Here is a 15,059-nt window from a genome sequence, read left to right on the forward strand (position 1 = left end):
ACGACCAGCCCGCGAAAGTTACTGATGACTACAGATCCGATCGTGGCACCCCCTCGGGATGCCGCTACCGACCTCGATACCGTCCGTCTGTCACTGACCGTAGGTGGTATGACGTGCGGCGCATGCGCACAGCGTGTGGAGCGCAAATTGAACAAGCTCGACGGCGTGCGAGCACATGTGAACTACGCCACCACTATTGCGACCATCGACGCGTCCAGCCAGTACACCGAAGAAGAGCTGCGTCTCGTCGTGACAGCTGCAGGTTTCTCCGCTGAGCCGTTCGTCGATCACGCGCACATCGATACCTCGGCGGAGGACGCCCTCACGTCGGATCTGTTCCGCCGCTTGGTCGTTGCGCTCGTTCTGTTTGTCCCACTCGCGGATCTGTCCATCATGTTCTCAGCAATCCCGTCCACCAGAATCGCGGGATGGCAGTGGTTTCTGCTCGTGCTCGCTATGCCTGTCGTCTGCTGGTCGGCGTTACCTTTCCACCGCGCCGCACTCACCGCCTTGCGACACAGGACGACCACCATGGACAGTCTTGTGTCGACGGGCATCGCGGCGGCGACCCTTTGGTCGGTGTATTCGGTGTTCGGCCGTCCGAGTACCGCGACCAGCGACAAGGGAACTTGGACCGCCATTACCTCGGGTGACTCCATCTATCTGGAGGTAGCAGCGGGCGTCACCGTCTTCGTCCTTGCCGGTCGCTACTTCGAAGCAAAGGCCAAGCGGCGCGCGGGAGGTGCGCTGCGTGCGCTCGCCAACCTGCGGGCACGCGACGTCAGTGTTTTGTTGAGAGATGGTGCGGAGTTACGAGTACCGGCGGGCGAGTTGGCCGTCGGTCAGCGATTCGTCGTCCGGCCCGGTGAGATCATCGCAGCCGACGGAGTGGTGACCGAGGGACGAAGTGCCGTCGACACCAGTGCCATGACGGGCGAAGCATTACCGCTGGATGTCTCAGCCGGGGACACCGTCACCGGCGGCATTGTGGTGCTGGACGGCCGACTCGTGGTCGAAGCTGCTGCCGTGGGACGTGAGACCGCGCTGTCCGGCATGATCCGCTTGGTCGAAACGGCTCAAACAGGAAAGGCAGACCTGCAGCGGCTGGCCGATCGCATTTCGGGAGTATTTGTTCCCGTCGTGTTCGCACTCGCGGCGCTGACGTTCGCCGGATGGTCGATGGTGGTCGGAGATGTAGACCGTGCGGTAGGCGCGGGTCTCGCCGTACTGATCATCGCGTGCCCGTGCGCTCTGGGCCTGGCAACGCCGACTGCATTGATGGTCGCATCCGGTCGTGGTGCCCAGCTCGGAATTTTCATCAAAGGCCATCAGGCACTCGAGGCGACGCGATCGGTCGACACCGTCGTACTGGACAAGACAGGCACCGTGACGACCGGAAAACTCACGTTTCGGTCGATAGCTACTGACGAAGAAGGTGCTGAGGCCGAGGTTCTAGCGCTTGCTGGAGCGGTGGAACACGCATCTGAACACGCGATCGGAGCTTCGATTGCCGCCGTGGCGGCCGATCGGACCGGTGAGCTCTCGCAGGTCACTGATTTCGTGGCGCTGGCGGGACTCGGTGTGCGTGGAACCGTGCGCGGCCACCATGTCGAAGTGGGACGACCCGCGTGGTTCAGCGAACGCGGCTTCGTCATCGGTGCTCGGATGAGTGCCGCGCAGTCGAGCAGTGAACGGCTCGGTGCCACACCGGTATTGGTGGCGGTGGACGGTGCGGTCGCGGCGGTGATCACAGTATCCGACACCGTGAAGCCGTCGGCTGCCATAGCAGTGGCACGCCTGAAGAGCTACGGCGTGCGCACATTGATGGTGACCGGAGACAACGCTCACGTCGCACGGAGCGTGGCAGACCAGGTGGGCGTCGACGAGGTGGTCGCAGAGGTATTGCCCGAAGGGAAAGTCGACGTGGTGAAGTCGCTCCAAAATGCGGGCCGTGTTGTCGCCGTGGTGGGTGATGGAATCAACGATGGGCCCGCGTTGGCGACCGCAGATCTCGGCCTCGCTATCGGCGCAGGAACGGACGTCGCGATCGGTGCCGCCGATATCATCCTCGTCCGCGACGACCTGGAGGCCGTGGTCGACTCGCTGGCTCTCGCTCGGGCGACCTTGTCGACCATCAGAGGAAATATGGTGTGGGCGTTCGGATACAACGTGGCGGCAATCCCGTTCGCTGCAGCAGGTCTCTTGACGCCGTTGATAGCAGGGGCCGCGATGGCATTCTCGTCCTTCTTCGTCGTGTCGAACAGCCTTCGCCTGCGGCGGTTCGACCCCATGACCGAGCGGTGACACCGGAGGTAGGTGTCGCCGCTCGGTCATGCGTGTTTCACCGTCGTTGCCTAGACAACTCGGACAGCATGGCGTTGTACGCGTCGAGTTCTTCGTCGTGAAGGTCGGTGGCTCTGTCGCGGCGAACCTCGGTGCGACGATCTTGGCGGGCCCATTGGGTCAGCAGCGCAGCGACCACCATCAGCAGTGGGACCTCGCTCGTCGCCCACGCCAAGCCGCCGCCGACGCGCTGATCCGCCGCTAGGTCGTGCATCCACGGAAAGGAGAGGTATCTGTAGAAGGAATCTCCGATGATGCGGTTCATGGTCATCACTGCGATTCCGAAGAACGCGTGAAAAGGCATGGCAGCGAACAGCAATGCAAGGCGACCGAGGTGCGGTAGCCGCTTGGGGCCCGGGTCGATACCGATGATGACCCAGTAGTACAGGTATCCGGTCACGACGAAGTGGATGTTCATGAGCTCGTGTCCCCAGTGGTATCGCACGAGAGTGTCGAACAGGGGCGTGAAGTACACGGCGAAGGGCGACAGCACGAACAGTGTTGTTGCCACCGCGGGTGTCGAGGCCCAGCGCATCGGCACCGAGTGCACGACGCAGAGAATCCATTCCCGCGTTCCGGGCATCGCCCCGTGTCGTGCGGGAGCCAGCGCACGTAGTGCCAGGGTCACCGGGCCGCCCAGAACGAGCAGTACCGGTACGAACATGTTGAGCGTCATGTGCACTGCCATGTGCACGCTGAACATTGCCGATCCGTAAGCGCTGAACCCGGAACTGGTTGCGCAGAGGAGGGCTACGCACCCCGTCATCCATGCGACGGTTCGTCCCAATGGCCAATCATCGCCGCGCCGTCGGAGCCGGACCGCAGCTGCTCCGTACGCGAATCCGAGCACAATGGCGGCCCCTCCGATGAGGAAGTCGAAACGCCAGAACGTCAGGAAGTCGCTCGCTGAAGGTGGGCCGGGCGGCTCGTAACCGAGAAATACGTCGTAGATCGTGCTGTCCGTGGTGTAGAACGTCGGAGCCGGGCGGATTGCCATGTTGGACAGAAAGACCCATACCGCAATCGAGGAACACCCGCCTGCAGTGGCAAGCCATCCGGCTCTGCCTGACCGAGATGACGATCCTCGCGATGGGAAGCACGCGAGCAGTGCGCTACAGCACATAGCGAAGGACATTGCCGCGCAAAGGAAAAGGAGTCCGTAGACGGTCTTCGTGATAGCCGAGTCTTTCAGCAGCGTCCATGCCAGAACCGGAGTCGTGACTGCCATTGCGGCCAGGCAAGCAGCGGAGACGGCGCGGAAGCGACGCAGCATCGACGACGTGTCCGATGCAGCAGTGCTCGAAGGTCGACCTCGATCCCGCTCCAAATGTAGTGCGACACTGAAGGTCAGGCCCGTCAATGTTGCCAACGCAATGACGGCGACGATCGCAGCACTCGTCATGACGTCGTGATGTCGACCTTGCCCTGCATTGCCTATCACGACTACCGGCAGAATGCCCACTGCCGCAACTGCGCCCGATAACGCTACGGAGACCCAGGTGAAGGTCCACCGAGTTGCAACGGTGACGATCAGAGCCAGGATGGTGGTGACGATCCACGCTTTGGGTGCTTCGTTCGGTTCGATGACGTCGAACAGCGCACCCCTGCGCAGCACGTCGAACACCGATACGCCGGTCGCATCCGAAGCAGAGAACACGATCAGGAGCCCAGAGGCGACGGCCCAGAACCCACTGGCGCGCAATGCCGTTGTCACACCCGCGAAGCCGTCCGGACCCAAACGCCCATCTTTCGTGAAACGCGTACAGACGGTGGAATACACCAACGCGCCGATCGTAACGGCGCCAGCGAGCGTTGCGGTCAGCCGTAACAGCGGGTACCCGACGGCAGTGACGGTGCCGGGATACGTATCTCCGGTCGCGGCATACTTGGACGGACCCAGATACAGGGCCAGCGCAATCGTCGCCAGCGCACCGAGGACAAACATCGCCGCGCTCGCGATCGTCACCTTACGCACGGCCTTCTCCGAACGTCACCAAGAACGAGTCGTCCATCGTGTGAATAGCAGAGTTGGTCGCGATGCTTTGCAGTGCAACGTTGTCGATCAAGGTTTTCCTTTCGCGAAGTCGATGCCCTGTACTCGGTAAGATTCGGGCGCACCCTGCTAAAGGTCGCGTTACGAGCGAAAAAGTTCCTCGACTTCGGTCGTGCGGGAACTCAACGGTGGAACGGCACGACCAACGAGATATGAACCTTCGTTCCCGCATGATCGCAGGACTCACGATCGCATTGGTGCCGCTGCTCGCGACGGCCTGCGTACGCACTGCCGCTACCGACCGCGGCGACGTCGACGCAGCGGAGACTACGGGTGCATCGTTCCCTATCACAGTCCAGGACTGCGGCGGCCGACCGACGACATTCGACGCCGCCCCTGAGAAAGTTGTGACGGCGAACCTTGCGGCACTCGAGCTGGTAATCAGGCTCGGCAAGTCCGATCGCGTTGCTGGAACAGGCTGGGCGACAGGAATAGCCACTCTTCCCGACGATGTGCGGGAGATCGCGCAGTCGACACCGGTTCTCTCCGCCGGCGCAATCCCGAAAGAAGTGCTACTCACCGCCGGAGCGGACGCCTACATCGACGCCTTCGGCTCCATGCAAATGATGGGCGGGGACGGCATGAGCGAGCAGGACTTCGCCGATGCAGGAATGTCCCATGTGTTCCTCGCATCCAGCGCATGCGCATCGACTCTGCCGGCCGCCCGGGCGAACCTGGACGAGGTGTACCGAGACATCGAGAACATCGGTGCGGTTCTCGATGCTTCGGGCGCGGCGGCAGACCTGATCGAACAGATGAGGTCAACGGTGTCGGCCGCTACGGCGGGTGCTTCGGCACCGAGTGAGCGACCATCCGTGTTCTACTACTCGCCCGACGCCACGAGCCAGGGGATGACCACCGTCGGCGGTAAGCAGATAGCGAACGCCGTGTACGAATTAGCCGGTGCGCGAAACGCATTCGCCGACGACACCACCAGTATGAAACCAGTGTCCTGGGAAGACGTCATTGCGGCAGACCCCGACTACATTCAGATCGCGACTCGGCACAAGGCGTCCCCAGAGGAGAGGGCGGCTGCATTCGCCGCTGCCGTCGACACGCTGCGCAATGACCCCCGCGCGCGCGATCTGCGCGCAGTTCGTGAGGGGCGCTTCATCGATCTCGGTGCGGAGGAAACAACGCTTCCCGGAATCGAGAATGCGGACGCGGTCGCCACTATCGCCGAGGCGATCGGTGGTCGGTAGGCGCGGTGGCGCAGTGCTTGCGTCTGCCACAGTGCTGGTTCTACTACTGGGATTCACCCTCGCAGTGAGTTACGGATCGACAGCAGTGCCCTTCGGGCAGGTCTGGTCGACAGTGCGAGATGGAATGAGTGGAAGGGTGTTTCAAGCCGGCAGCATCGATGTCATCGTCTGGCAGGTTCGAGTTCCCCGCCCGATCTTGGCCATGATCGTCGGTGCCGGACTCGGCGTCGTCGGAGTCGCAGTCCAGGCTCTGGTGCGCAACGATCTGGCCGACCCGTACCTGCTCGGGGTGTCGTCGGGAGCATCGGTCGGGGCAGTGTGGGTTCTGGTCTTCGGCGGTGGAGTCGTCGGAGCGGTATCTACGGCGATCGGAGTTCACACGGTGCTCCCGATGGCCGCGTTCCTCGGTGCCATGGTTGCTCTCGGGGCGGTCTGGTCGGTCACCGGTGTCGCTGGCGGAATCAGCGGTGCCCTGGGGCCGACTCGACTGGTCCTGGTCGGTGTCACCGTCGGTCAGATACTCTCAGCAGGAACAAGTTTCATGGTTCTGCAGACCGACGATCAAGCGCAGACCCGCAGTGTGTTGTTCTGGCTGATGGGTTCGCTTGGAGGAGCAACCTGGTCTCAAATTCCGATCACTGCCCTCGTCGTCGTACTCGGCTCGATCGTGCTCTACGGCAGAGCACGTCAACTCAATGCTCTCGCTTTCGGTGACGAAAGCGCTTCTGCACTTGGTATTTCGGTCCACCGGGTGCGCCGTGAGGTGTTCGTCGTCGTCAGTCTGATGACCGGCGCGGTGGTCGCAGTCTCAGGCGCGATCGGTTTCATCGGTCTGTTGGTGCCGCATCTGTGCCGACTGGTCGTGGGAACGGATCACCGAAAGTTGCTTCCTACTGCAGTATTGGTGGGGGCGACGCTAATGATTTTCGTCGACCTGGTGTGCCGGGTCGCCACTCGCGTCGTGCACCAAGAACTCCCCGTGAACGTCGTGACAGCGGCACTCGGAGGACCGATGCTGCTGGCGATGCTGATCGTTCGAGGGAGAAGAGCATGAATGCGGCAGGCACGGATGCCGGAACGCTCTCGGTCGACCAGCTGACCGTGCGGTTGTCCGGTCGCGACATCGTGTCCGGGGTATCTCTGACGGCTGCTGCTGGGCAGATCACCGGCGTGATCGGGCCCAACGGGAGTGGCAAGTCCACCTTGCTGCGGGCGGTGTATCGGCATTTGAAGCCGGCTGCCGGTCGTATCGTCGTCGGAGATTTCGACCTGTGGGATATCTCGCCCGCCGCTCATGCACGGGTCGTCGCATCGGTTCCGCAGGAGCGCGACAGTGTCAATGGAATTACTGTCCGCGAGGTGGTCGGTCTGGGACGGGTTCCGCACCAGGGGAGCTTTCGCCGTGAATCCTCGGAGGATCGCGACGCCATCGAGCAGTCCCTGACCGAGGTCGGCCTGAGCGACAAGGCGAGTCGACGTTTCCATTCGCTGTCCGGTGGCGAGAAACAGCGGGTGCTGCTGGCCCGTTGCTTTGCGCAACGAGCGCATGTGTTCGTACTCGACGAGCCCACCAACCATCTCGACGTCGCCCACCAAGTTCAGCTGTTGACACTGTTGAAGGATCGGCGTGACACCTGCCTGATGACCCTGCACGATCTCGGCGTCGCTGCTGCAGTGTGCGACGAACTATTCGTGTTGTCCGAGGGGGTCATCGTCGCGTCAGGCCCACCGCGCTCGGTACTGACACCGGAGTTGCTCCGTTCTGTGTTCGGCATCCGCGCCAGCGTCGGTACACACCCGCTGACCGGGGGACTGCAGATTTCGATCGACTACCTCGCGAATCCGGGGTACTCGCCGAACGCGTCGTGCGGCGGCCCGTTGACGCAGACTCTGATCGACTGAGTCTCCATTCGTAGGTGCTTCGCTTTCGTCTTCCCCGATTCCAGGGCAAGCCACCCGCCGACCGAGGTACCGCGAACTAACGAGTGCCCCTGAACAGTGTAATTGCTGGTCAGGGGAACTTTTTGTTGTCAGGGTATGTCTGGGCATCCGCCAGCGCCGCAGAAATGAACAACTTTTGACCTGGGGGTTCGTAGGTGGCTTAGGGCGTTTCGGAGACTTGACTCTTGATCGCTTTGTTCGGGGAGTCAAGTTCGAGCTGCCTGCTGCTGACCTCCGTAATCAGGCGCTCGAATCTACGATCGGTTCGCCGACGGACGCCTGTGGACGCTCAACTCATCACTTACTCATCTTTTTGCGCCGAAAGCGTTGGTTGTCGGTGGGTTCCCGGGCTGAGCAGCGCGCCGTTCGGAGCACTTGTATTCGTTGGTGCCTATGGTGAGAACGTGCTCGAAGCATTCGACGTCATCGACCTGGCGACATGGACCCGGGGTGAGAATGAGCCTGGTGGTGACGAGGAGAAGCGCTGGTTCCGCGCCCCAGAGGGTGCAGACCGTGACGGGCACTGGCTGTTCAAACCCCGGAGGATCAAGACGCTAGAGCTCTCGAAAGAGCGACGTCGGCGAGGAGATGCACCGGATCGATTGATTCGCGGTGAGGATTGGGCCGAGAAGATTTCCTACGAGCTCGCGCGGCTTATCGACTTGCCTGCGGCTCGAACCGAGTTGGCTACAGTCGTTCGACTGGAGACATCCGAGCGTGTATTCGGCTCGATGAGCCAGGATATGAGACCAGTCCGATGGTCATGGACTCCAGGCGCAGCTCTGCTGGCGGAGCTTGACGACAACTTCGACGCGGCATCATGCGAAGGTCACACTCTCGCTGCGATCCATCGCGCTCTCGACGGCCTTGATGGACCCGTTGCCACTCCATACGAAGCCTGGCCCGCCTTTGATGTATTCGCCGGATACATGGTCCTCGACGCGCTGATCGCCAACACCGACCGACACGCACACAACTGGGGAGTACTGCAGAACCCAACGACCGGCGCTATCTGCTTGGGACCCAGCTTCGATCACGGCTCTGCGCTAGCCAGTGGCAACGGCGACCCCGATCGCGAACGGCTTGTCACTACGAACCAGGTGCGGCGGTGGTGCGAACGGGGAAGGACCAAACGATTCGACGGTGGCACTCCCACTGGGCTGATCGATGTTGCTCAGCACGCATTAGCGCAGGCCAGCGTGCATGCTCGGCACCACTGGATCGACAAATTAACCGACATCGACGCACGCCTATGCGACGATGTTGTCAAGGCCACGCCAAACTTGTCAGACCCAACCCGTACCTTTCTGATAGAAGCGTTAGCAACCAACCGAAAGCGACTCTGTGATGCTCTCCACTGACCTAGCCCCGTCGTCGGCAGTCGCCGATCCGGGCTTGCGAGTGTCGAGGCTTATTGTGACGCGTCGAGGGGTCGACGACAGCATCTATCGGGCGCTCGGGTACCTCGACAAGGTTGCGCACTCGGACGATGCACCGAGCTTTGAATTTACCTACCTCGCTAAAGCCGCTGCCGACCCGAAGTTCGTTCCAGTTGTGGGATTTCGGGACGCCAAGCGGCGCTATCGATCGACGCGGCTCTTTCCGTCCTTCGCGGACCGGGTGATGAGTGCGAAACGGCCTGACCGCCCTCAGTATCTCGAAGCGCTCGATCTCGAATCCGATGCTGACGCGTGGGAGATACTGTCCGCATCCGGCGGCCACCGCGAAGGCGACCCTATCGAACTGATCTCGTTGCCCGAGTACGACGGAACCTCCGGGTCTACAACTGCTCACTTTCTAGCGCACGGCGTTCGTCACCGCAGCGACGAAGCGAGCGAACGCATTTCGGCATTGGTCCCCGGTCAGCGGCTCACCTTGGAACCGGAACCAATGAACAAGCACAACCCGAAAGCCATCCGTGTCAGCGACGGTGCGCTGCATCTCGGATTCGTACCCGACCCGCTACTCGACTACGTACATGCTGTAATCGATTGCGGTGGACACAAACTGCGCGTCGTGCGTGCAAACTCTGCTGAGGCGCACCCGCACTTGAGGCTTCTGCTCAGGCTCGACGGCAGCTGCGAACGATTCGTGTTCGACGGTCCGGACTGGATCGCCGCGGCGTAATCTACAAGCGCCTGCATCATGTCGTCGAGACCTATTAAGCACATGGCACTCATCGACGCGGGCTGGTTAGATGAGTGCCGGTCTAAACCGCTGCTGACGGCTTTGGAGTCCGGAGCAATCTAAAAACTCTGAGCTAGTCGGTTTCGCGGCGAAGTCTGACTTCAAACTTGTAACTACGAAATTCTATGTTGCCGGATCGAATACTAATTGCGTGAATTCCTGGTCCGTGGAAGGTGAGGGGGATTGCCGCCGACTGGGCTGTTGCGTTGATCAACCCCGATGTCGACGGAACCTCGACATTGTGCGTTGCTAAGGCCTGCGGGGAACCTTCCGGGGTAATCATGGCGAATCTAAAATTGAATAGAGCGTTCGCGCCGATTGATCCAAATTCGACTGTGAATGCCACATTTATTACCGTCTCACAAGGAAAGCTGGGCACCCAGAAGAAGTCCCAGCCAGCCCCCAGCACGTACAGTAAACCGTCGGCGACGGTGGCGCTGTTCGCCGGAAAGAATAGCGGAACCGACAGTCCAGCTGCCACGTCGCCGTCGTCTGCACATCTTCCCTCGAATACGAGCACGCCCCCTCCTCCGCCCCCTCCACCGGGCGCAGTTCCGTTGCCTCCCGCGAGATCTATGTGTACTTGATCTTCAACCTCTCGGGGGAGTCGAGAGATGCCCACAATTGTCAATACGCCGCCTTGGCCACCGCCGCCGAGCGGTCCACCGCCTGCTCCGCCCACCTTGAACACGGCATCTCGAAAATCCATGTGCGTCGAACCTGCTTCGTAAGACACGGTTGATAACGTCAGAGCAGTCACAACATCTGTTGGGGCGTTGATCGGCCCGGACGCACGCGCTCGATCTTCGTGATTGGTCTTCGCGTTGTGGAGCCATTCGACGGTATATATATCCAAGTTCGAGAGGGTGTCGATCTCTTTGTGATGGTTACGGCACATCAGGATAAGGTTGTTGAAGCCGTGGCGCTCTTCATCATTTTGATTAGTAGAGTATCGTGGCCCTCCCGTGCTTTTTGCTTTGATATGGCACACTTCGCCGACGACGGTCCCGGTCTCGGGCGTGACCAGCGGAGTCGGGCATTCGGGGAAGGCGCACCTGTTCATCGACAGGGCATAGAGTTGCCGGATAACAAATTCGCGTGGACGATCCGACTGTGCCATAGCCAGACCTTAACTGGTGCAGGACTGGAGTGTACGTGCTCTGAGGTTGGCACGTCCGATGTGTCGGGCGTGCCAACCCGCAAGGCGTTCAGCGTTCCGTGAAGTTGAGCACTAGTAATGAATTTCGATGAGCGCCGTCAGTAGCTGTGTTCGATTAGTACCGAACACCGAACAGTCCGCAATTTTGTGAGCGAGACGTTAGTGCGCGAGAGTCGGTCAACCTTTTGGGCTGTGTGGGGTGGAGTGACCATGTGGACTGTTCTGGTCGGCAGGCGCTGGGTGCGTGGTGCCGGACCGACGAAAGCTTCGTGCAGACTAGCGAGCTCTGAAGTTCCAGGTCGTTCTTGTTCTGGAGCCTGCGCACCCTGAGGATGGGCAGGCTCCAAGCGGCTCGCCGATGGGGGACAAAGAAGCTGTGCTGCATATACTGCAGGTAAAGGCTCCTGGTATTCTTTTGGTCGCCTCCGGAACGGCTCCGGCGACTCTACCTAAAAGGGTGTCAAGGTCGGGATTTGACTCACTAAGTGCCGCGGCCATGCTTTGGAATGTAGTCAAAATTACTTTAAGATTTGAGGTTGGTGCGCTAAACTCTGTCGAATCGCTTATTAGCCACGCGCCTGGTCGTTTAAAGCCCTGTTGTCGTTCGGCTATGTTAATCCAATAGTTAGTTTCAGCCTTTTCTCCGGAGTGGGAAATACGGTCACGAACAATCTTCGAACTTTCCAAGCGATCGGCGAAATTTTTTCGCCATTTTAGACGCAGGAAGGGGTGACCATTGGAAAAAATCTGGGTTGCTCGAGGTTCGACAGTTCCGCCTGGAGGCATCCAGTCCAACTTGTCGCTTGACAGATAGATGAGTTTTTGCGTGAGCTCCGAGCCTAGGACGGTTAATGGCGACGTAAACTCGGTGGCTAGGGTAGTTCCATTAACAAGTTCGAAGAATAGCTCTCGAATAAATTGTTCGGCTGAGGTATACGCGCTTAGGAGCAAACCTTCGGCTGCCGCCTGCGCTAGTGATCTGCTAGTCCCCCCGTGGGCGGCCAACGATACAACCTGAGCCTCGACAGTCAATGCTAAGCTAAGATTCGTATTGAACTCAGTTGTAGCCGTCACGACTCTAAGGTGCCAATCAGAAACTCTAGGCGTCTTAGCCTTGAACTCTTGTCGGAAGCACCTCCGGACACCGCTCGCGCGAGCGCCGCATCGCTTTTGCGGGCGTCCTTGTATGCGCCTAGCGCTGTATCGACCCACGCGGAAGCTAGCGAAGGGGCTAACGTCTCCGTGGAGTCAAAAGACTGCGCACTGGACGTTGCGTTTCCGTCCTGGTCCAGTGCGCCAATCCGGAATAACTGCATCGAGAAGAGCGAATAAAGCCATGCCTTTGTTCGGAACGGTCGAACCGCATCAGGACTCCGAGAAGAGTCGTAAAGATATCCCAGGGTTTCGAAGACGGAGTTAAATGTCTTTATAACGTATTCTTCCTCGTTTTCTGCTAATGACCTCTTCTCGTACGCTACGTCTATCTCAGGCTTACCGGTCTTTTGGATACCATCCAGAATGAGTAAGATGAGCTCACTTGTGAGTTCCACATCGCCCATTTGTGAAATTGATTGGTTGGTGATTATACCCCAGTCATGCCATCGCGTCTGGTTGTCGCGGGTGATTCGATAGCAAAGTTCAGAGAAGCCGCCGCGATATTTCGCCCAGCGAAGTTCCTGTGCTGACAGCTTCGTTCCGGTGCGGTTCAGGCGATCGTAGACCTCAAGGATGGACGGTTCGCTTGTTCTTGAATTAAGAATGACTGCTGAAATCCGGGTTTCCATAATCTGTAATTGTTGGTCGCGATCCAGATCGGCAAATTTAAAACCTGGATGTCTTTGCTTCACATGCTGAGGTCGGTACGTAAACATGTCCGTATCTTCGATCTCATCGCCGAGGAGTTTGATATCAATAAAGCCAATCAAAGTTCGAAGGCGCTGCTGTCCGTCGACTACGCGGCGTATAGCTCTCGCCCCGATCTCCGGGTATTCATCTTGCAGGATGAGTAAAGGTATTGGGAAACCTTTTAGTAAGCTATCAATCAGTAAGCTCTTGTCTGAAGCTCGCCAAACCGACCCGCGTTGAAACTTCGGGCGGAGTTGCAGGCTTCCGTCTTTTTGCCAGCCTACATAGTCGCTTACTCGGAACCAGCTATGCTCGGAAGATATTGCTGGTCCAGCAAGGTCTGTCTCTCGGTTCATTTCTCTCCAGCCGCGATGATGTAAGAAGAGTATAGCCATTGCGGAGTAACGGGAGGACTAGGTCGCTCGGTGTAAAACGCGTGTCGACTGTGGCTCTAAGTCGCTCGCTGACTGGGTCGGAAAGCCCTGAGACTCCGACGTGCACTACAACGAGCGAACCACATGCGGTGCTGGTGCGGAATCGAAGTTCGGCAGATTCCGCAATGTTCACCGGGCTACGTCCCCGCCGAGGCGCTGCGTCTCTGCACACACCTGCGTGAACGAAATCGAGCGCAGTCTGGGCGCCGAAAGCGTCGTCGACTCTCTCACCGGGCGGCGAATGATTTGCGAGTCCATGCTCGATGCATGCAACCACCTCGCCGCAGCGACGCACTAGAGACCATGCACCAAGGAACCACGACCTCCTCGACACGTTGACGGTGACCGCACTGATGCAGTGGTACTCCGGCGACGTCGCAGTGCGCGGCCCGCGCGTTGTTGATTTAGGCGGATAGGGCCGGCAGCTCTGACGAACACTGTTTCAGAACGTGTTCGAACTCATCACTTTGAATCATGGTGGAGTCGAGTGGCCATAGCGGTCCGTTTAGACGATTGCGGACTGTACGGGGCGTAGGTGGACTGGGAGGCGGTCGGATGTGCTCATCGTTTACTCATCACTTTGGGCCGGATGCGGATGAATTCACGCGGACGCCGATGGTCACTCGATTCGCCGAACACCCAGCTCAACGGGCCGATGATGGACGCGAGTGCATCCACTTGAATTGTTATCTCTCGTACAGCGGGTCCGGGGTTCGAATCCCTGATGGCGCACACCGAGTGCCCCTGAACAGCATATTTGCTGCTCAGGGGCACTTTTTGTTGTCCGGGTACGTGTGGGCGACCGCAATCTTGGCAAGAATGGACAACTCTGTGACCTGCGGGTTCGCAAGCGCCGGAGGGCGTTTCGGAGACTTGACTCTTAATCGCGAATACCGGGAGTCAGGTTCCGGCTGCTATGCCGCTGACCTGCGAGTTGTGTGCCGGATTCGCACCGCCGGGTAGCTGATGGACGCCTGTGGACGCTCCAGTCATCACTTACTCATCTTTTTGAGCATCTACAACCGAACGCGGCCAGTATCCGTAGGCATTCCGCGGGAGGTGCTCGAGCAGTATCGGCATTGAGACGACGGACGAGCATGAGACGAAATTGGCAGTTCCTGCGGTGTCGAGACGGTTCTGGTGTTCGGTGGTGCCCACCTCGGGAAGTTCGAGGGTGTTGTTCAGTCCGCAGTCACCACGTGGAAATGATGGCTGCACCGACGGCTCGACGAGCTACATGTCGACAGGTGCCGCCGCGAGAACCGACTCCAGGCACCGGGCTTCGAAGATCGAGTGGCGAGGTAGCTGCCGGCGTCCGGGGTCAGTGCCCAGGTCAGGAGGAGGTCCGGAGCTCAGCGAGGCCGACCGCCGGGATCGAATCGTGCGTATCGGATCGGATCGGATCGGATCGGACTGGCAAGAGGTGCCCTGCTGGTGCACCCCTCGACAGTGACTCCCCGACACGGGGTTTTGGCGATTGACTAGTCGATGTGAGTCGCGCTGAGCGCGAACGATCCGACGCGAGAATAGGACTGTGTGATGACCGATCAACCCAGGCAGGTAGGAGGTGGGCGGTCGATGTTCGGAGATTTCGCTCCGAAGCTCGCTGAGCTCACCGACGACGTACTTTTCGCGGACGTGTGGAACAGGCCCGAGCTCGCCGCCCGTGACAGGAGTCTGGTCACCGTGGCCGTACTCGCGGCGGGAGGCGACACCGCGCAGCTCGAGTTCCACCTCGGCCGCGCGATCGAGAACGGCGTGACGCAGAGCGAACTGATCGAGACGTTGACGCACGTGACGCTGTACGCGGGCTGGCCCAAGGGTATGGCGGCAATGGGCGTCGCCAAGAAACTCTTCGATGAGAGTGCCAGCTCGGACGCATCCTGAGGTACAGC

10 protein-coding genes are annotated in these 15,059 nt (G+C 59.8%); 7 read left to right on the forward strand and 3 right to left on the reverse strand.

Features of this window, described 5'->3' with window-relative positions; all coding sequences use genetic code 11:
• Positions 1-24: 24 nt before the first annotated feature.
• Complete coding sequence (locus tag QM588_RS04730) at positions 25-2,304, forward strand: heavy metal translocating P-type ATPase (RefSeq protein ID WP_283311927.1); 2,280 nt, start codon at positions 25-27, stop codon at positions 2,302-2,304.
• Positions 2,305-2,341: 37 nt separating this feature from the next.
• Here QM588_RS04730 and QM588_RS04735 read toward each other — a convergent pair whose 3' ends face one another.
• A complete protein-coding gene (locus QM588_RS04735; protein WP_283311929.1) occupies positions 2,342-4,318 on the reverse strand; it encodes a cytochrome c oxidase assembly protein in 1,977 nt (658 codons plus the stop codon).
• 230 nt (positions 4,319-4,548) lie between these two features.
• On the opposite strand from QM588_RS04735, the gene QM588_RS04740 reads away from it, so the two are divergent.
• The 5 genes from QM588_RS04740 (at position 4,549) to QM588_RS04760 (ending at position 9,666) form a co-directional block, all read left to right on the forward strand.
• Positions 4,549-5,598 carry an ABC transporter substrate-binding protein gene (locus QM588_RS04740; protein WP_283311930.1) on the forward strand — a complete coding sequence of 350 codons (1,050 nt, stop codon included), beginning with the start codon at positions 4,549-4,551 and terminating at the stop codon, positions 5,596-5,598.
• Between the two features lie 13 nt (positions 5,599-5,611).
• Positions 5,612-6,652: a FecCD family ABC transporter permease gene (locus tag QM588_RS04745; protein WP_283311931.1), complete on the forward strand. Its 1,041-nt coding sequence runs from the start codon at positions 5,612-5,614 to the stop codon at positions 6,650-6,652.
• Complete coding sequence (locus tag QM588_RS04750) at positions 6,649-7,500, forward strand: ABC transporter ATP-binding protein (RefSeq protein WP_283311932.1); 852 nt, start codon at positions 6,649-6,651, stop codon at positions 7,498-7,500. Before QM588_RS04745 ends, QM588_RS04750 begins: the two co-directional genes overlap by 4 nt.
• A 443-nt stretch (positions 7,501-7,943) precedes the next feature.
• Complete coding sequence (locus tag QM588_RS04755; RefSeq protein WP_283311934.1) at positions 7,944-8,900, forward strand: HipA domain-containing protein; 957 nt, start codon at positions 7,944-7,946, stop codon at positions 8,898-8,900.
• Positions 8,901-9,162: 262 nt separating this feature from the next.
• Positions 9,163-9,666 carry an HIRAN domain-containing protein gene (locus QM588_RS04760; protein WP_283311935.1) on the forward strand — a complete coding sequence of 168 codons (504 nt, stop codon included), beginning with the start codon at positions 9,163-9,165 and terminating at the stop codon, positions 9,664-9,666.
• Between the two features lie 133 nt (positions 9,667-9,799).
• On the opposite strand, the gene QM588_RS04765 is transcribed toward QM588_RS04760, so the two are convergent.
• Together QM588_RS04765 and QM588_RS04770 are read right to left on the reverse strand one after the other, a co-directional pair.
• Complete coding sequence (locus tag QM588_RS04765) at positions 9,800-10,846, reverse strand: HNH endonuclease signature motif containing protein (protein WP_283311937.1); 1,047 nt, start codon at positions 10,844-10,846, stop codon at positions 9,800-9,802.
• Between the two features lie 1,109 nt (positions 10,847-11,955).
• On the reverse strand, positions 11,956-13,086 hold the full coding sequence (locus QM588_RS04770; protein WP_283311938.1) for a DUF262 domain-containing protein: 1,131 nt from the start codon (positions 13,084-13,086) through the stop codon (positions 11,956-11,958).
• Between the two features lie 1,617 nt (positions 13,087-14,703).
• Here QM588_RS04770 and QM588_RS04775 point away from each other — a divergent pair.
• The gene (locus tag QM588_RS04775; RefSeq protein WP_283311939.1) at positions 14,704-15,051 is read left to right on the forward strand and encodes a carboxymuconolactone decarboxylase family protein; all 348 of its coding nucleotides are present in this window, start codon (positions 14,704-14,706) and stop codon (positions 15,049-15,051) included.
• Positions 15,052-15,059: the final 8 nt, after the last annotated feature.

This window comes from Rhodococcus sp. IEGM 1354, assembly GCF_030056855.1.
GTDB lineage: Bacteria > Actinomycetota > Actinomycetes > Mycobacteriales > Mycobacteriaceae > Rhodococcoides.

Coding starts and splice junctions, on each gene's coding strand:
- QM588_RS04760 (WP_283311935.1), top strand. CDS start 9,163: ATGAGTGCGAAACGGCCTGACCGCCCTCAGTATCTCGAAGCGCTCGAT.
- QM588_RS04730 (WP_283311927.1), top strand. CDS start 25: ATGACTACAGATCCGATCGTGGCACCCCCTCGGGATGCCGCTACCGAC.
- QM588_RS04775 (WP_283311939.1), top strand. CDS start 14,704: ATGACCGATCAACCCAGGCAGGTAGGAGGTGGGCGGTCGATGTTCGGA.
- QM588_RS04770 (WP_283311938.1), bottom strand. CDS start 13,086: ATGAACCGAGAGACAGACCTTGCTGGACCAGCAATATCTTCCGAGCAT.
- QM588_RS04765 (WP_283311937.1), bottom strand. CDS start 10,846: ATGGCACAGTCGGATCGTCCACGCGAATTTGTTATCCGGCAACTCTAT.
- QM588_RS04740 (WP_283311930.1), top strand. CDS start 4,549: ATGAACCTTCGTTCCCGCATGATCGCAGGACTCACGATCGCATTGGTG.
- QM588_RS04750 (WP_283311932.1), top strand. CDS start 6,649: ATGAATGCGGCAGGCACGGATGCCGGAACGCTCTCGGTCGACCAGCTG.